Annotated in this window: 17 protein-coding genes; 9 read left to right on the top strand and 8 right to left on the bottom strand. The window is 68.3% G+C overall.

What is annotated here, in order from left to right; all coding sequences use genetic code 11:
- The first annotated feature begins 47 nt into the window (after positions 1-47).
- Together ACQPXM_RS23760 and ACQPXM_RS23755 are read left to right on the top strand one after the other, a co-directional pair.
- Positions 48-977 carry an ROK family protein gene (locus ACQPXM_RS23760; RefSeq protein ID WP_432936806.1) on the top strand — a complete coding sequence of 310 codons (930 nt, stop codon included), beginning with the start codon at positions 48-50 and terminating at the stop codon, positions 975-977.
- Positions 978-982: 5 nt separating this feature from the next.
- Entirely contained in the window at positions 983-2,002 is a 1,020-nt protein-coding gene (locus ACQPXM_RS23755; protein ID WP_432936803.1) for a LacI family DNA-binding transcriptional regulator, read from the top strand.
- A gap of 66 nt (positions 2,003-2,068) precedes the next feature.
- On the opposite strand, the gene ACQPXM_RS23750 is transcribed toward ACQPXM_RS23755, so the two are convergent.
- The 4 genes from ACQPXM_RS23750 to ACQPXM_RS23735 are packed head-to-tail and all read right to left on the bottom strand — an operon-like array spanning position 2,069 to position 6,501.
- Complete coding sequence (locus tag ACQPXM_RS23750) at positions 2,069-3,271, bottom strand: glycoside hydrolase family 76 protein (protein WP_432936800.1); 1,203 nt, start codon at positions 3,269-3,271, stop codon at positions 2,069-2,071.
- 29 nt (positions 3,272-3,300) lie between these two features.
- Positions 3,301-4,194: a carbohydrate ABC transporter permease gene (locus tag ACQPXM_RS23745; RefSeq protein ID WP_432936798.1), complete on the bottom strand. Its 894-nt coding sequence runs from the start codon at positions 4,192-4,194 to the stop codon at positions 3,301-3,303.
- Positions 4,191-5,141, bottom strand: coding sequence for a carbohydrate ABC transporter permease (locus tag ACQPXM_RS23740; protein WP_432936796.1), 951 nt, complete (start codon positions 5,139-5,141; stop codon positions 4,191-4,193). The genes ACQPXM_RS23745 and ACQPXM_RS23740 overlap by 4 nt, the downstream gene beginning before the upstream one ends.
- A gap of 4 nt (positions 5,142-5,145) precedes the next feature.
- Positions 5,146-6,501 (bottom strand): ABC transporter substrate-binding protein, encoded by a 1,356-nt coding sequence (locus ACQPXM_RS23735; RefSeq protein WP_432936793.1) that lies wholly within the window; start codon positions 6,499-6,501, stop codon positions 5,146-5,148.
- A 95-nt stretch (positions 6,502-6,596) separates the two neighbouring features.
- Here ACQPXM_RS23735 and ACQPXM_RS23730 point away from each other — a divergent pair, with 95 nt between their 5' ends.
- Both ACQPXM_RS23730 and ACQPXM_RS23725 read left to right on the top strand, forming a co-directional pair.
- Positions 6,597-8,369, top strand: a complete 1,773-nt coding sequence (locus tag ACQPXM_RS23730; protein WP_432936790.1) for a class I mannose-6-phosphate isomerase — start codon at positions 6,597-6,599, stop codon at positions 8,367-8,369.
- A gap of 84 nt (positions 8,370-8,453) precedes the next feature.
- Positions 8,454-9,533 (top strand): LacI family DNA-binding transcriptional regulator, encoded by a 1,080-nt coding sequence (locus tag ACQPXM_RS23725; protein WP_432936788.1) that lies wholly within the window; start codon positions 8,454-8,456, stop codon positions 9,531-9,533.
- 8 nt (positions 9,534-9,541) lie between these two features.
- On the opposite strand, the gene ACQPXM_RS23720 is transcribed toward ACQPXM_RS23725, so the two are convergent.
- The 3 genes from ACQPXM_RS23720 to ACQPXM_RS23710 form a co-directional block, all read right to left on the bottom strand.
- Entirely contained in the window at positions 9,542-9,754 is a 213-nt protein-coding gene (locus ACQPXM_RS23720; RefSeq protein ID WP_432936785.1) for an ANTAR domain-containing protein, read from the bottom strand.
- Positions 9,755-9,873: 119 nt separating this feature from the next.
- The gene (locus tag ACQPXM_RS23715; protein WP_432936782.1) at positions 9,874-10,644 is read right to left on the bottom strand and encodes a GAF and ANTAR domain-containing protein; all 771 of its coding nucleotides are present in this window, start codon (positions 10,642-10,644) and stop codon (positions 9,874-9,876) included.
- 31 nt (positions 10,645-10,675) lie between these two features.
- Positions 10,676-10,990 (bottom strand): TraR/DksA family transcriptional regulator, encoded by a 315-nt coding sequence (locus ACQPXM_RS23710; RefSeq protein ID WP_432936779.1) that lies wholly within the window; start codon positions 10,988-10,990, stop codon positions 10,676-10,678.
- Between the two features lie 202 nt (positions 10,991-11,192).
- Here ACQPXM_RS23710 and ACQPXM_RS23705 point away from each other — a divergent pair, with 202 nt between their 5' ends.
- The 5 genes from ACQPXM_RS23705 to ACQPXM_RS23685 all read left to right on the top strand — a co-directional run bounded on the left by ACQPXM_RS23705 (position 11,193) and on the right by ACQPXM_RS23685 (position 14,825).
- On the top strand, positions 11,193-12,173 hold the full coding sequence (locus tag ACQPXM_RS23705; RefSeq protein WP_432936776.1) for a sensor histidine kinase: 981 nt from the start codon (positions 11,193-11,195) through the stop codon (positions 12,171-12,173).
- A 1-nt stretch (position 12,174) separates the two neighbouring features.
- Positions 12,175-12,840 (top strand): response regulator, encoded by a 666-nt coding sequence (locus ACQPXM_RS23700; RefSeq protein WP_432936773.1) that lies wholly within the window; start codon positions 12,175-12,177, stop codon positions 12,838-12,840.
- Positions 12,841-12,959: 119 nt separating this feature from the next.
- The gene (locus ACQPXM_RS23695) at positions 12,960-13,100 is read left to right on the top strand and encodes a hypothetical protein (RefSeq protein WP_432936770.1); all 141 of its coding nucleotides are present in this window, start codon (positions 12,960-12,962) and stop codon (positions 13,098-13,100) included.
- A 76-nt stretch (positions 13,101-13,176) separates the two neighbouring features.
- Positions 13,177-13,707 carry an RNA polymerase sigma factor gene (locus ACQPXM_RS23690; RefSeq protein ID WP_432936767.1) on the top strand — a complete coding sequence of 177 codons (531 nt, stop codon included), beginning with the start codon at positions 13,177-13,179 and terminating at the stop codon, positions 13,705-13,707.
- On the top strand, positions 13,704-14,825 hold the full coding sequence (locus ACQPXM_RS23685) for a hypothetical protein (protein ID WP_432936764.1): 1,122 nt from the start codon (positions 13,704-13,706) through the stop codon (positions 14,823-14,825). Before ACQPXM_RS23690 ends, ACQPXM_RS23685 begins: the two co-directional genes overlap by 4 nt.
- Before the next feature lie 84 nt (positions 14,826-14,909).
- Here ACQPXM_RS23685 and ACQPXM_RS23680 read toward each other — a convergent pair whose 3' ends face one another.
- Positions 14,910-15,401 carry a hypothetical protein gene (locus tag ACQPXM_RS23680; RefSeq protein ID WP_432936761.1) on the bottom strand — a complete coding sequence of 164 codons (492 nt, stop codon included), beginning with the start codon at positions 15,399-15,401 and terminating at the stop codon, positions 14,910-14,912.
- Between the last annotated feature and the right edge of the window lie 7 nt (positions 15,402-15,408).

Here is a 15,408-nt window from a genome sequence, read left to right as displayed (position 1 = left end):
TCTCCGATAAGGTACCGCTACCACACCCGCGCTCGAGATCGTTGGCCATGACATCTGACAAGTCGCCCCACCTGCCTACCGACGGTGCCACGTACGGCGCCCTGGACGTCGGCGGCACCCACGTGACCGGCGCGCTGATCGCCTTCGACCAGCGGCAGCCTGTCGTCCGGTCCGTGACCCGAGTCTCGCTCCAGCCGAACGGTTCCGCCGAGCACCTGCTGTCGACCATCGCGACCTGCGCCGACTCGCTGGCCGGACCGGCTGGGATGGATTGGGGAGTCGCCGTCCCGGGTCCCTTCGATCACGAGCGCGGCGTGGCGCAGTACCGGTCCGTCGGCAAGTTCGACGCCCTGTACGGCGTGGACCTGGGCGGCGAGCTGTCCGCACGGATGCAGGCTCGGCCCGGTTCGCTCACGTTCGTGAACGACGCCGAGGCGTTCCTGCTCGGCGAGTGGAGCCACGGCGCGGCAACTGGGCACGAGCGGGTCGTCGGGATCACGCTGGGCACCGGCGTCGGAAGCGCGTTCCTTGCCGAGGGCACCATCGTTGCCGACGGTCCGCTGGTTCCGCCGGAGGGCCGCGCGGATCTGCTGCACCACGACGGCCGGCCGCTCGAGGACACCGTCAGCCGGCGGGCGATCATCCGGCGCTATCGCGAGCGGGCCGGACAGACGCTGGACGTCCACGACATCGCGGCGCGGGCGCGCGGCGGCGAGGCCGCCGCACGCACCCTCCTGGACGAGACCTTCCGGGCGCTGGGTCAGGCGCTGGACCCGTGGCTGCTGCGCTTCGCCCCCACCCTCGTCGTGGTCGGCGGCTCGATGACCGGGTCGTGGGATCTGCTCGAACCGGCGATCAGTTCCGGGTTCACCGGCCGGTACGCCGCGTCCGGCGTACTGGCTCGGGCCGCGCATCCGGACACCGCCGCGTTGGTCGGAGCTGTCCATCCGTTGCGCCGTACCGAACGCCTAGAGTGACCCGCATGCCACGCAGGCGAGCAGTGGACGGCTCGGCACCCACCATGCGCGACGTCGCGTCGCTGGCCGAAGTGAGCCCGATGACCGTGTCGCGGGTCCTCCAGAACCACCCGAACGTGTCGGCCGAGAACCGTGAGCGGGTGCTCGCGGCCGTCAAGCAGCTCGGCTACCGCCGCAACGACGTAGCGCGGGTGCTGAGCCAGGGCCGGCGGCTGGGGGCGGTCGGGCTGATCGTCACCAACCTGGCCAACCCGTTCTACGCCCGCCTCGCGCTGGGCATCGAGTCGATCGTCACCCGCGACGGCATCCGGGTGATGGTGACCAACAGCAACGAGGATCCCGAGCGGGAGCGGGCCGCGGTCGGCGACTTCGTCTCCCGGCAGGTCGACGGCATCATCATCGTGCCCGCCGGGTCGAACCACGAGTACCTGGTGGACGACGTCCCGGCGCGCACTCCGATCGCGATGGTCGCTCGGCCACCGACAGGCGTCGAGGCCGACTGTGTCCTGGTCGACGACTTCGGTGGCGCCTACGAAGCGACCCGGCGGCTCATCCAGCACGGCCGGACCCGGATCGGCTTCGTCGGGAATCCGCCGTCGGTCTACACCGGCTCGGAACGCTTCCGCGGGTACTGCGCCGCGCTGGAAGCTGCCGGGGTGCCGTTGCGGGACAGCTACGTCAAGCGCGCCCGCGACATCGCGTCGGCGGAACAGGCCACGGCCGAGCTGCTCGCCCTGCCGGAGCCGCCCGACGCCGTGTTCTGCACGAACAACCGGAACACGCTCGGTGCGTACCGGGCGGTGCACCGGGTGTCCGCCGGTATCGTTCTCGCCGGCTTCGACGACTTCGAACTGTCCGACATGCTCAGCGTGCCGACACTCATCGTCGACTACGACGCCGACGAGCTGGGCCGCCGCGCCGCTCAACTCCTGCTGGAGCGGCTGACACCGGGAGACCGGCGCTATACAGGGCCGATGCGGCGGGCCGTCGTGCCGACGACTGTCGTGGAGCACGGTTTCGGCTGAGGGCCGTCGGCAACCACCACGACGACTCCGGCCCGGTGGGCGGAGTCGTCGCGGCCGGTCGACGAGTCAGGCGGCGAACTTGTAGTCGCTCGGCTGCCAGGCCAGCAGAGCGAAGGTCTGGATCGCTGCCGACTGGTGCAGCGTCTGGGGGCGGAGCGCGGGATCAGGTGCGCCACCACCGGAGTTCTGGAAGCGGAACAGACCGGTGCTCTCGTCCCGGTTCGACTGCCAGATCCGCTCGGCGTACGACGTCATGACGTCGCGGTAGCTCTGCGACGGCTTGATCGATTCGAGCAGCAGCAGGTTGGCGAACAGGATCGCGTTGAAGATGGCCGGCTGGTTGTAGAGCCGGTCGTTCGCCGTCCAGTACGTCATCGCGGCTTCGGCGTCCTGGGTTGCCCGGCTCAGGTGGGCCTTGTCCCTGGTCGACCGGTAGAGCAGCGCCGCCGCGCCGATCATCGACCCCGAGTTGTAGGTCCACAGCGTCTCCTCGACCGTCTCGTCGAGGCGGATCCCGTTCGCGTACAGGCCCGGGCCGCGACCGAGGGCTTCGCGCACCCAGTCGTAGGTCCGGCGCGCCCAGGCGAGGTAGCGCTGGTCGCCGGTCGCCTCGTAGAGATGCGCCGCCAGCTCCGAGGCGAGACTGGTGACATTGGCGGCTCCCCGGTACGGGTTCCAGGAAGCGTCGACCCAGTGCATGCCTCCGGGGACCGGGCGGTTCGGGTCGGTGTCCCAGGCTTTGATGACGAAGTCGAACACCCGGGCCGCCAGCCTCAGCATCTCCCGGTCGCCGGACAGCCGGTAGCGGCGGATGAACTCCAGGCCGATGACGGCGTTGTCGTCGTAGAAGGGATCGCCCCGCGTACCCAGAGGCTCCGGGGGATAGGAGTCGTAGGCGCCGCGCGGAGCGTCCCAGTACAGCTCCAAGGCCTCGAAGCGGCGCTTCACGTCGTCGTCGTAGCGCTTGCCGGCCGGCGGCAACTGGTTCACGTCGATGGTGGCCGCGGTGGCCTCACGTAGCGGCCAGACGTAGGAGTACGGGTTCTCTCCGGTCTGGGTGGGGTGGTTCTCCTTGTACAGACCGGTGTCCGGCAGGTACAGGTAACGCTGCAGGGCGGTGTAGCTGACCAGGGCGCGGTCGGCCCACTTGCTCTGGCCGGGGGCGGCGATGGCCGACTGGACTCCCGTCGGCAACAGCGCGGCCAGGCCCAGTCCGCCGAGGCCGGCGGTGAATGCGCGGCGCGACAGTGCGGAACGTTCCGGATGCATGCCTCACTCCTTCATCAGTTGGGGATGTGTCAGGTCTTCGAGCCGGACAGTGCGATTCCTTCGACGATCTGCCGTTGGGCGATCACGAAAACGATCAGCAGGGGAGCGGCGGCCAGGGTGGCCGCGGCCATCAGGCTGGTCCAGTCACTGGAGTAGGTGCCCTTGAACTGGTTGACCACCAGCGGCAGGGTGAACTTGCTGTCGGAGTTGAGGAAGATCAGCGGGTAGAAGAAGCTGTTCCACTGGCCCAGGAACGTGAAGATGCCCAGCGCAACCATCGGGGTGCGCAGCAGCGGCAGGACGATGGTCAGGAAGATCCTGGTCCGGCCGGCCCCGTCGATCGCCGCGGCTTCCTCCAGCTCGATCGGGATGCCCCGGACGTACTGGCGCAGCAGGAAGACGCCGAAGGCGTTGAACAGCGAGGCCGGCACGATCAGCGCCAGGTGGGTGTCGATCCAGTTCAGCCGGCCGAGAATGATGTACAGCGGGATCACGGTCAGCTGGACCGGCACCATCAAGGTGGCCAGGAACACCATGAACAGCGGACCGCGCCCGGTGAACCGGATCCGCGCGAAGGCGTAGGCCGCCATCGCCGCGGTGAAGACCGACACCACGACGACGATCACCGCGATGTACAGGCTGTTGGCGAAACCCCGGACGAAGTCGGCGGCCTCCAGGGCGTTGCGGTAGTTCTCCGGGTGCCAGACCTTCGGCAGCAGTTTCGGAGGCTGGATGAAGATCTCCTCCAGCGGCTTGAACGAGCTCAGCACCATCCAGGCGAAGGGCAGCGCCATCGCGACGGCGCCCGCCAGCAGGAACAGGTGCAGCAGGACGCGGGTCCAGCGCAACCGGGGGCGGTCGGCCTGGTGTTTCGGCCGAGCCGTGGTGGCGGCTTCCAGGTGGTCCAGTTCTGACGTGGTCATTCGGTGTAGTGCACCCATCTCTTCTGGGCCAGGAGTTGCAGGCCGGTCAGCGCCAGCAGGGCGGCGAACAGGAAGACGGCGATCGCCGACCCGAGGCCGAAGTCGAACTCCACGAAGGCCTTCTGGTAGATCTCGTACACCACCGTCCGCGACGACGCGGGCGCGTTGGCGCCCATGAAGACGTAGATGTAGTCGAAGATCTGGAACGACCCGATCACCGAGGTGACCGACAGGAACAGGATCGTCGGCGACAGCAGTGGGATCGTGATCCGGCGCACCTTCTGCCACTCCGAGGCGCCGTCGATGTCCGCGGCCTCGAGCAAGGTGCGCGGGACGTTCTCCAGCCCGGCCATCATCATCACGACCTGGTAGCCCAGGCCTTGCCAGATCCCGACCAGGGCGAAGGCCGGGATCACGAACCGGGCGTCCTGCAACCAGTCCGGGGCCGGCAGCCCGACCTGCCGCAGCAGTGCGTTGAGCGGACCGATCTCCGGGTTGAACAGCCACAACCAGATCGCCGCCACGGCCACGGTCGAGGTGACGACCGGGGCGAAGTAGAACGTCCGGTAGAACGACTTGCGCTTCACCTTCTGCAGCAGGTACGCGACGACGAACGCCGAGAGCATCGTTCCGGGGACCGACAGGACCGTGTACCAGATGGTGTTCTTGACCGAGGTGCGCAGCTGTGCGTCGTGCAGCACGGTGGTGAAGTTGGACAGGCCCGCCCAGGACCGGGCGCCGAAGCCGTCCCAGTGCGACACGCTGAGGACCACGGCGAACACCAGTGGCCCGAGCATGAACACGAGCAGGCCGATCAGCTGCGGCGCCAGGAACAAATAGCCGGCGAGATTGTCCCGGCGCCGCCGCTGCCTGGTGCCGGCCCGGGAGGGCTTGTCCGCTCCGGACCGCGGCGGTGTTCGGGTCGGAGGTCGTACGGTCGTGGTCATCCGATCATCCGTTCAGCAGGTTCGCCAGCTTCGTGCTGAACGACTTCGGCGACTCGGCCTTGGACTTCAGCAAGGTGTCCATCACCAGCGGGAAGTCGGTGTTCTTCTTCGCGTTGCGGGCCATCACGTTCGGCAGCGCGTACCCGTTCTTGGCGATCTCGAGGAACCACTTGCCGTGCGGCGGGTCGTTGTTCTCGGTGACGATCTCTTCCAGTCCGGACAGGACCGGCACCGCGTTCCCGCCGCCGGCCAGCCGGGCCCGCACTCCGTCGGGACTGACGAAGTACCCGGCGAACGCCTCGGCCGCTTCCTTGTTGCTCGCCTTGGCGTTGACGGCCATCGCCGCGGTGAAGACGGCCACCGGCATCACCGTCTTGCCGTCCTCCGACGGGTAGGGAGCGATGTCGTACTCGACACTGCCGCCCAGCTTCTTGAGGTTGGGCAGCAGCCAGCGCCCGTAGCCCGGAACCGTGGCCAGCTGACCGCCGTAGAACAAGGCGTCGACACCTTGGCCCTTCGGCAGCGATCCGCCGTACACGATGGTGCCGGCCCGCATCTGGTCGAACAGCCACTCGATCGCGCGCTGGGCCTTCGGATCGGTGTCGAAGACCGCCTTGCCGGCGTCGTCGAAGGCCGTGCCGCCCATCGAGGTGACCCAGCTGAACAGCTGGCCCCAGCTGGCCTCGAACACCATGCCTCGTTTGCCGCTGGCCTTGACCTTGCTGAGCAGATCGGTCACCGCGTCGAGGTTCCAGGCGCCGGCCTCGAAGGCGGTGGCGGGGTCCTGGGTGACGCCGGCTGCCGTCAGCAACTTCTTGTTGAACCAGAACACCGAGGGATTGCAGTCGACCGGCAGGCCGTACACCCCCTTGCCGTCGGCCCCCTTCGCCCAGGCCACCAGACCGGGGAAGAAGTCGGTGAACTTCACCGGCGCGTCGGGCGAGTTCAGGAAGGGCTCCAGGTCCACGACCTGCTTGGTGTCGACGAACTTGTTCAGCCACGATGGGTCGGCGTAGAAGGCGTCCGGTGCCTTGCCGCCCTGCAGCTGAGTGAGCATCTTGGCCAGATAGTCACCGGTGACGGTCTGGTAGGTCGTCTTGACGTCGGTCTTCTCCTGATAGTCGGCGGAGAACTTCTTCAGCAGACCGACTTCGCCAGGGGTCGCGACCCAGCTGGCCCAGGTGACCGCACCGGTCGCTTTGCCGTTGCCGCCCCCGCCGGCCGGTCCGCCGCTGTTCCCGCCGCCGCAGGCCGACAACAGCGTGCCGGACGCCGCCACGCTGAGGCTCGCCAACGCTGCCGAGCTCAGAAAGCTGCGCCGCGACACCGTTCGCTCGACGGCGTCTTTGGGGTTCTTCATCCGTTCCTCCTTGATGGGCGAAGCAGTACGAGTGCTCCGGCCGACGTTCTGGTAACGTTAACAGCCCGCTTCGATCAAGGGAATAGAGAGTTCAGATGCTCGCTTCGTCTCCAGGTGGTTACGACAAGCAACCGACCGTCCGGGTTCCAGGTCCGCACCGGGTCTTCACCGGGCACGAGGCCTGGGCCGAGGTCGACCGGCACGCCCGCAACGGTGGGCGCCGGACACCGGTGATCGTGGTGGACACCTATCCGGGAACGGATCTCGTGCAGCTGATGGCCGCCGTACGGGCGGCGCTGCCGGAGTACGTCGTGATCAACGTCGAGGACGCCGCGGCCAAGCCGATCGAGGAGATCGACACGCTGATCAAGGCGAACCTCACCAACGACCGGGTGTTCGGCGTGATGAGCCACCACACCCTGGACCAGTTCTACGACTCCGACCGGCTGGTCTCGCTCGCGGACCGGGTGCTGGACTCGACGCAGCCGACAGTGCTGATCGGCTGGGGCGCAGCGCTCGTGCCGCTGCAGCGGTCCACCCTCGTGCTGGCCGACATGGCGCGCTGGGAGATCCAGCAACGGCAACGACGCGGTGCGCCGAACTGGCGGTGCGCGAATGGGGCCGAGGACAACCTTCGCAAGGTCAAGCGCGGCTTCTTCGTGGAGTGGCGCGTCGCGGACCGGCACAAGCGTGCGCTGTTCCCGTCCATCGACTACGTGCTGGACACCAACCGCTCGACGAGCGAGGCGAGACTGATCACCGCCGAGGCCTTCCACGCCGCGATGAAGGCCGCCGTCAGTACGCCGTTCCGGGTCGTGCCGTTCTTCGACCCAGGAGTGTGGGGCGGTCACTGGATGCAGAAGGAGTTCGACCTGGACTCCGACGCCGACAACTATGCGTGGTGCTTCGACTGTGTGCCGGAGGAGAACAGCGTCCTGCTCGACTTCGGCGGGCAGATCGTCGAGCTGCCGTCGATCGACGTGGTGTTCGAGCGGCCCCGCGAGCTGCTCGGTGAGCTGGTGCACGCGCGGTTCGGGGCCGAGTTCCCGATCCGCTTCGACTTCCTGGACACGATGGGTGGCGGCAACCTGTCACTTCAGGTCCATCCGCTGACCGACTACATCACCAACACGTTCGGCATGCACTACACCCAGGACGAGAGCTACTACTTGCTCGACGCGGCCGACGATGCCGTTGTGTACCTGGGTTTGAAGACCGGCGTCGACCCGGCCGAGCTGACCAGGACGCTGGAGTCGGCCTCGCGCGGCGAGATCAGCTTTCCCGTCGAGCAGTTCGTCAACGCGTTCCCAGCCGGCAAGCACGACCACTTCTCGATCCCGGCCGGCACCGTGCACTGCTCCGGCGCGAACTCCGTGGTGCTGGAGATCTCGGCGACGCCGTACCTGTTCACCTTCAAGATGTGGGACTGGGACCGGGTCGGGCTCGACGGGGTGCCGCGCCCGGTTCACCTCGACCATGCGCGGCGCAACATCCAGTGGGACCGGGACACCGAGTGGACCCGGGAGAATCTGGTCGGTCAGGTGGAACAGGTCGCGAGCGGCCCCGGCTGGGTGGAGGAGAGAACCGGGCTGCACACGCTCGAGTTCATCGAAGTCCGGCGGCACTGGTTCACCGACGCCGTCGAGCACGACACCCGCGGCACTGTCAACGTGCTCAACCTGGTCGAGGGGCCCGAAGCGGTGGTCGAGAGCCTCGACGGCAGCTTCGCGCCGTTCGTGGTGCACTACGCGGAGACGTTCATCGTCCCGGCCGCCGTGGGCCGGTACCGGGTCCGGCCGCACGGCGCCGGGGTGGGCAAGCGGCTGGGCACCGTGAAGGCGTCCGTCCGGGGTACCGAGGTCTCCTGAGGACCCTTGATACCGTGAGTGCAGCATCCGACGGTCGGTGGTCGATCTGGAAGCTCGGGGCTTGTGGCTGTAAGGAGTGCGCTGGTGAACCCTGGACCCTCCAGACCGAAGGCGGCGCCGACCGTACGGGAGGTGGCCGAGCTCGCCGGGGTCAGTCCGATGACGGTCTCCCGCACGCTGTCCGGGGGCAAGAACGTGCGCCGCGAGGTGCAGCAACGCGTGCTGGACGCCGTCGCCACCTTGGGGTACCACCGCAACGAGAACGCCCGGAGCATCCGGCCCGGTCACCGCTCGGACCTGATCGGTGTCGCGATCACCAACCTCGCCAACCCGTACTACGGGCACTTCGCGCTGGGCGTCGAGGAAGTGGCCGCCCAGCACGGTCGCCGGATGCTGCTCGGCAACACGGGGGAGGACGTCGCCCGGGAGAAGCAGCTCGTCTCCGACTTCGTCGGCCGCCAGGTGGAGGGGCTGATCGTCGTACCGACCGGTGGCGCGGCCGATCACTTGAAGGGGACGCGGTTGGGTGAGATCCCGCTCGTGCTGGCGTCGCGGACAGTGCGTGGGCTGAAGGCGGACACCGTGCTCATCGACGACGTGAACGGTGCCTACGAGAGCACCAAGAAGGTTCTCGAGGCCGGGCACACCAGAATCGGTTTCCTGGGCAACGTCATCTCGGTCGCCACCGCGAGCCGGCGCTACGAGGGCTTCTGCCAGGCGCTCGCCGAGTTCGGCATCGAGTCCGATCCGAGTCTGGTCACGCGCGGTCAGCAGGACGCCGCCGCCGCCCGCAAGGCGATGGAAGCGCTGCTCGATCTCGAGGATCCGCCCACGGCGGTGTTCAGCACCAACAACCGCAACACGATCGGTGCGCTCGAAGCGATTGGGCAACGCCGGCTGCGCGACCCCAAGCTGTCCCCGCCGACCCTGATCGCCTTCGACGACGTCGAGCTCGCCCACCTGATGCAGGTCCCGCTGCTGGTCGTCTCCCACAACCCCAAGGAACTCGGCGCCCAGGCCGCGCGCATGTTGTTCGAGCGGCTGGATCACCCCGAGCGCGCCAAGCGCCCACGCCTGATCGAACTGCCGGTCGCCGTCGGTGACATCCTGAACCAGCCCCGCCCCAAGGGTCGGCGGGCGAAGCCGGCCCCCGCCCACCGCTGACAACCGGCTCAGGGCAGGGTGTCGGTCGTGATCAGCCAGTTCGCGGCTTCGACCAGCGGCAGGCCTCGCTCGGTGGCCCGGGATTGGAGGAACGCTCGGGCCTGCTCGATCGGCACCTGGTAGCGCTCGACGAGGATGCCTTCGGCGATACCGATCACCATGGAGAAGGCGACGTCAGGATGACCTTCGAATTCCGGCCGTGGATCTTCGTGGCTGCCCATGCAGGTGCCTGCCTTCCCACCGCGCATCGCTGCGCAATTGGTGGTGATTCACCGAGGACGGCGCACCCTGGCTGGCGAGTCGAGAAGCCGACGGTCCCTCCCGAGTGTACGGGAATCGGTCACTGCGTCCGCTGCCCGGAGCGTCCGGGCGGCAGCTTGCGGGTGTCGATCAGGTGCTGAGCAACGTCTCGCAGCTTCGTGTTGGTGTCTTGGGAGTAGCGCCTCAGTACGGCGAACGCCTGGTCGCCGTCGATGCCGAAGCGTTCCATCAGCACTCCCATGGCCACGCCGACCAGCTTTCGGGCGTCGATGGCGGCGGCCATCGTCTCCTCATGCCGTGCGCTGGCCACCGCGACCGCGGCGTGCCGGGCGAGGATCGACGCGATCGCTTCGTCGTCGGGGCCGAAGGCGTCGGGGTGGGGGTGGTACAGACCGAGCACGCCGACGGCGCGGTTGTCGACGCGGCCGACGACCAGAGGAACGTCGAGCACGCTGCGTACGCCGAAGCCCGCGACCCTGGCAGCCCAGTTCGGCCAGCGGCCGTCGGTCGTGGTGTCGCGGATCAGGACCGTCGTGCGATCGCGCAGGGACGTCACGAGCGGACCGTCCTGCTCGGCGATCTGCAGGTCGTAGACCTCGGCCACGAAGCGTTCGGTCACCGCGGCGATCTCGGGTTGCCCTCCCCGGGCGGAGAACACGACGCCGGCGTGGCTGCAGTTGAGCGCCTGCAGCGCGAAGTGCACGACGGCGTCGACGGTCTCGTCCACGCCGCCGGCATGGTGCAGCTCGACCGCGAGCTGGGCGAATCGGTCCGCGGTCCGGTCGGACGCGGGATCGATGGTCGACCGTGTTTCGGCCCGCGGTCTGGGGCCGCCCATGCCGGCGCTCATGAGGGATCCTTTCGGCCTTGGGGGGCGGGCGTCAGGCCGATCGCTGCTGACAGGTCACGCAGAACCGGACGTAGGGCAGGATCTCGAGCCGCTCGGGCGGAATCGCGGTGTCGCAGCTCGAACACGTGCCGTACGTGCCGTCGAGCAGCCGCTGGCCGGCCGCGTCGATCTCCTTGAGCACCCGCTGGATCGCCGCGGTCTGGGCGGACTTCAGGTCCGCCTCGGCAGGACCGGCGCCGGCTTCGATGGCTTGCAGCTGGACCAGCCGCGACGTGCGTTCGTGCTCCAGTCGCTGACGTGCTTCCTGTGTGGTGAGGTGCTGGGGGCGGCCCACGTCGGTGCTCATGAGGGCGTCCTTTCGAAGGGTAGGAGTGCGTGCCCCGCGATCCGGTACCAGCGGGGCACACGACGATGGTTGCCGCCGGGAGGCGATCCCACCATCGGGCCCAGCACCCATTTCGGCGTACGGCGCTGTGCGGAGCCGGGCCGGCGGGAATGAGTGCCACCCCCCGATCGACGGAAGTTGGCCGAGGGGGCAGGCTGGAGGCATGCGACCTGCCCAGGTGACGTCGGTTCCGCTGTTCTGGCGCATCTTCGTCCTGAACGCCGTGGTGTTGTGCGCGGCCACGGCGTTGTTGCTGTGGGCACCTGTCACGGTGTCGGTGCCGGTGCTGTTCACGGAGGCTGTCGTGCTGGTGGCCGGTTTGGCGGTGATGCTGGTCGCCAACGCGGTGCTGCTGCAGGTCGGGCTGGCGCCGCTGGACCGGTTGACGCGCCAGATGGCGACGGTGGATCTGCTGCGTCCGGGGCAGCGTTTGCCGGTGGCTGGGCAGGGCGGTGTGACGCGCCTCATCCGCGCCTTCAACGACATGCTGGCCCGACTGGAGGCCGAGCGGGCCGCGAGCAACTCCCGCGCGCTGTCGGCGCAGGAAGCCGAGCGCCGCCGGATCTCCCAGGAGCTTCATGACGAGGTGGGTCAGAGTCTGACCGCCGTACTGATGGAGCTCGGCCGGGCCGCCGACCGCGTCGAGGATCCCGTGCTGCGGGCGGATCTGCAGCACGCGCAGGAGACGACCCGGGCGAGCTTGGACGAGGTACGACGGCTGGCGCGCCGGCTTCGGCCGGGCGTACTGGACGACCTCGGCTTGGTCAGCGCCCTGACCTCGCTGGCGACGGAGGTGTCGACGCACACGGGGCTGCCGGTGCACCACGAGTTCCCGCCCGATCTGCCCGTACTGGATCAGCAGACCGAGCTGGTGTGCTACCGGGTGGCCCAGGAAGGGCTCACCAACATCGCCCGGCACGCCGAAGCCACCCGGGCGGACCTCAGTCTGAGCCACGACGGTGAGCGGGTCGTGCTGAGGATCGAGGACAACGGCCGAGGTCTCGGGCTCGCCGAGGAAGGCGCCGGGGTCCGCGGCATGCGCGAGCGGGCGCTGCTGGTCGGCGCGTCGCTCGACCTGCGGTCCGAGCCCGGCCACGGGACCGTCGTGGCATTGTCCGTGCCGCTCGATCAGCGGAAGGATTGACATGTCGCAGCCTCGAGAAGGCGTCACCCGGATCCTGCTGGCCGACGATCACGCGCTGGTCCGGCGCGGAGTCCGGCTGATCCTGGAGCGTGAGCCCGATCTGTCGGTGGTCGCCGAGGCCGGTGACGGCAAGGAAGCGCTCGACCTGGCCCGGACCACCGAGCTCGATCTGGCCATCCTCGACATCGCCATGCCACGGATGACCGGTCTGCAGGCGGCCCGCGAGCTGTCGGCTCGTCATCCCGGCCCGCGCATCCTGTTCTTGACGATGTACGACAACGAGCAGTACTTCTTCCAGGCGCTCAAGTCCGGCGCCGCCGGCTACGTGCTGAAGTCGGTCGTCGACCGTGACCTGGTCGAGGCGTGCCGGGCGGCGATGCGGGGCGAGCCGTTCCTGTATCCCGGCGCGGTCAACGCCCTGATCCGCAACTACCTGGACCGGGCCCGACGCGGCCAGACCATCCCCGACCAGGTGCTGACCGCGCGGGAGGAGGAGGTGCTCAAACTCGTCGCGGAGGGCTACTCGTCCAAGGAGATCGGCGAAACCCTGTTCATCAGCATCAAAACCGTCGAGCGCCACCGCGCCAACATGCTGCAGAAGCTGGGCCTGCGCGACCGCCTCGAACTCACCCGCTACGCCATCCGGGCCGGGCTGGTCCAACCCTGACAGCGGCGAGGCGATGCCGGCCCGACCCCCGCATGTTGTTCAGGTGTACTTCGCCTGCGGTCCTCCTTCGAGGTGTAGGCAGATCGGGTCGGAGCTTCTGGTGACCAGGAGGCAGGACCGTGAGTCAGAACGCCTGGAATTACCCGCCACGCCGGCTGCCCGCTCGGCAGATCGACGACAGTCCGCCGTACGACACGTACACCGAGCAGACCCCGGCCTATCGCGACGAGGTCGCTCGTCACTACGGCCTGATCTCCTGACGGCAAGCGCGGGAGTCTTCTTGGTTCGCTGCGCGGGGGCGTCGCAACCTTTTGGGGTCTCGGCCGTCATTCAGGTATGCGGCTGACTTTGGGAGACCTGGTGGACACCGACGACGGGGCCGTGGCGCCGTCGGGTGATCCGCCGTACGACGTGCTGTTCCGCGCTCATGCCGAGCGGCTGGTGCGGCTGGCGCACCTGCTCGGCGCGGGTGACCCGGAGGACGTCGTCCAGGAGGCGTTCTGCCGGTTCATGGCCGTCCGGCCCGATCGGCGGATCGACAACACCACGGCGTACCTGAATCGGATCGTCGTCAACGAAGTGCGGACGCAGCAGCGGCGTAAGGCGGTCGCCGATCGCAGGCCGCTGCATGCGGTGACGGCGGCTCCGGCCAGCGAGCAGGTCGAGCGGGACGAGTCGGTCACCGACCTCTTCCGGGCGCTGGCTCAGCTCGCGCCGCGGCAGCGCGAAGCGATCGTGCTGCGCTACTGGCTGGATCTGCCGCTGGCCGGGATCGCCACCGTGATGCAGGTCCGGGTCGGCACCGTGAAATCACTGCTCAGCCGGGGGATGGCCCGGCTCGCCGAGGATCTGGAGGACCACCGATGAACGACACCGAACGGCGCCTGATCGACGAGCTGGACCGTGCCGCCTCGGAGGTCCACGTGGACGTCGATCGGATGTGGAACAGGGTGCAGCAACGCACCGCGGTGCGCGACACCGAACCGGCCGCACGACCGTGGAGTCGCCGGTTCGCGCCCTACCTGGCCGCGGCCTCGGTCGCCGCCGTGCTGCTCGTGGCCGGCGCGTCGCTGGTCGGCGGCACCGAACCGGACCCGTCGACTGGCCCGGCGACGACCCCTCACCCCACCACGAAGATCAGCAACCCGCCGAAGGGACCGATCGCCGGCCCGATCGGCGACTGGGCCTGCGGGACCCGGACCGTCCTCAGCCCGGGCACGAACTCCATGACGTTCGAACCGATCCGTGCCGTACTGGACCCAGGCAAGGTGCCGCCGGAGGCCGTCGCGTACGGCGTACCGCGCTATCGCTTCACGCTGTCCGGGAGCACGGGGGTGCTCGACTACGGTGACGCGTCCGGACGCCGGATCGCGCGGACCGAACTGACCCGGACGACAACCGGCTGGCTCGTCGGCGACCGCACGGTCTGCTCGGGTCCCGGCGGCCGGCCGTCGCCTGATCCTGTCCGGCTCGGGGCACACACCAAATCTCCGCTCCCGCTCGACCCTCGGGCAGCTCAGCTGCAGGCCACGCCGATGATCGGCCGTCCGGTCCTGATCGACGACCGCACGTACTACGACGCGGCCGGAATGTTGCGGCAGGCAACCTTGTACGCCGTCGCCACCAAGGGCGGGTACCAGTTCGTCAGCATGCCGGCCGACGACGGGGTCGTGAGCCCACAGCCACAGCCCGAGGACCAGCTCGGAGGCGGCAACCTGCTGCAGCCGACCGGTGCCGACGACACCTATGTCTTCGCCGGGCAGACACCGTTCTTCGGTGTCGTCCTCAGCTACCTGACCGACGACAAAACCGTCGAAGGGCTCAGTCTCAGGAGCGCCTCGACCGGCGAACCGGGTCCGGCCCAGAGTTTCACCTTCCCGGGCGGACGCACTCTCTACACCGTCGTACCGGTATCACCGGTGGACGGCGACTCGCTGGTCACGGTTCACCGAACCACCGGGGACGAACCACCGAAGCGCTTCTAGGGCAGGGGAGTCCTGGACCTCGTCGGCACCGACGTCGCCGCCTTCTGCGACGAACTGATCAAGGACTCGCGAACCTGGCTTCGATCAGTTCGTCGCTCGCCTGAAATAGAAACGTTCGAAGGGGTAGCCCAGCCACCGCATCAGGTGAGGACCGAGAGGCGTTGCGATATCGGCCGGCTTGTAGTGGATGAAGTGGTATCCGAGCCTGGCGGCGAGCAAGCCGTCGGTCGCGATCTGATCGCCGACGACCACCCCGGGGCGGGGGAGATCCTGGTAGAGGTTCAAGCGAAACGGTTTGCAGGCTGTGGATACGTAGCGGATGGACAAGGACCCGCTGACCTTGATCGGCTCTCGCCATCGGCGCCTCGAGTTCGTGGCGAACAGCACGACGTCCGGTCGCCTTTCCATCGAGCCGAAGATCTTCAACGACGATGCGACGCGGGCGTCGAAGGTGGCATCCGGAGAACCCCAGTGGGTCACGAACGGCTCGACGTCCAGGATCACCGTTCTCGCATCCGACTCCGAAACGAGGCGTGCGATTTCGGCGTCATCGGTCGCTACGTCGTACCGCACCATTCGGCAA

Origin of the sequence: Kribbella sp. CA-253562, assembly GCF_050942265.1 — a bacterium.
Lineage (GTDB): Bacteria > Actinomycetota > Actinomycetes > Propionibacteriales > Kribbellaceae > Kribbella.
This window is presented reverse-complemented; position numbering and strand designations above follow the sequence as displayed.

Coding starts and splice junctions, on each gene's coding strand:
- ACQPXM_RS23760 (WP_432936806.1), top strand. CDS start 48: ATGACATCTGACAAGTCGCCCCACCTGCCTACCGACGGTGCCACGTAC.
- ACQPXM_RS23755 (WP_432936803.1), top strand. CDS start 983: ATGCCACGCAGGCGAGCAGTGGACGGCTCGGCACCCACCATGCGCGAC.
- ACQPXM_RS23750 (WP_432936800.1), bottom strand. CDS start 3,271: ATGCATCCGGAACGTTCCGCACTGTCGCGCCGCGCATTCACCGCCGGC.
- ACQPXM_RS23745 (WP_432936798.1), bottom strand. CDS start 4,194: ATGACCACGTCAGAACTGGACCACCTGGAAGCCGCCACCACGGCTCGG.
- ACQPXM_RS23740 (WP_432936796.1), bottom strand. CDS start 5,141: ATGACCACGACCGTACGACCTCCGACCCGAACACCGCCGCGGTCCGGA.
- ACQPXM_RS23735 (WP_432936793.1), bottom strand. CDS start 6,501: ATGAAGAACCCCAAAGACGCCGTCGAGCGAACGGTGTCGCGGCGCAGC.
- ACQPXM_RS23730 (WP_432936790.1), top strand. CDS start 6,597: ATGCTCGCTTCGTCTCCAGGTGGTTACGACAAGCAACCGACCGTCCGG.
- ACQPXM_RS23720 (WP_432936785.1), bottom strand. CDS start 9,754: ATGGGCAGCCACGAAGATCCACGGCCGGAATTCGAAGGTCATCCTGAC.
- ACQPXM_RS23715 (WP_432936782.1), bottom strand. CDS start 10,644: ATGAGCGCCGGCATGGGCGGCCCCAGACCGCGGGCCGAAACACGGTCG.
- ACQPXM_RS23710 (WP_432936779.1), bottom strand. CDS start 10,990: ATGAGCACCGACGTGGGCCGCCCCCAGCACCTCACCACACAGGAAGCA.
- ACQPXM_RS23705 (WP_432936776.1), top strand. CDS start 11,193: ATGCGACCTGCCCAGGTGACGTCGGTTCCGCTGTTCTGGCGCATCTTC.
- ACQPXM_RS23700 (WP_432936773.1), top strand. CDS start 12,175: ATGTCGCAGCCTCGAGAAGGCGTCACCCGGATCCTGCTGGCCGACGAT.
- ACQPXM_RS23690 (WP_432936767.1), top strand. CDS start 13,177: ATGCGGCTGACTTTGGGAGACCTGGTGGACACCGACGACGGGGCCGTG.
- ACQPXM_RS23685 (WP_432936764.1), top strand. CDS start 13,704: ATGAACGACACCGAACGGCGCCTGATCGACGAGCTGGACCGTGCCGCC.
- ACQPXM_RS23680 (WP_432936761.1), bottom strand. CDS start 15,401: ATGGTGCGGTACGACGTAGCGACCGATGACGCCGAAATCGCACGCCTC.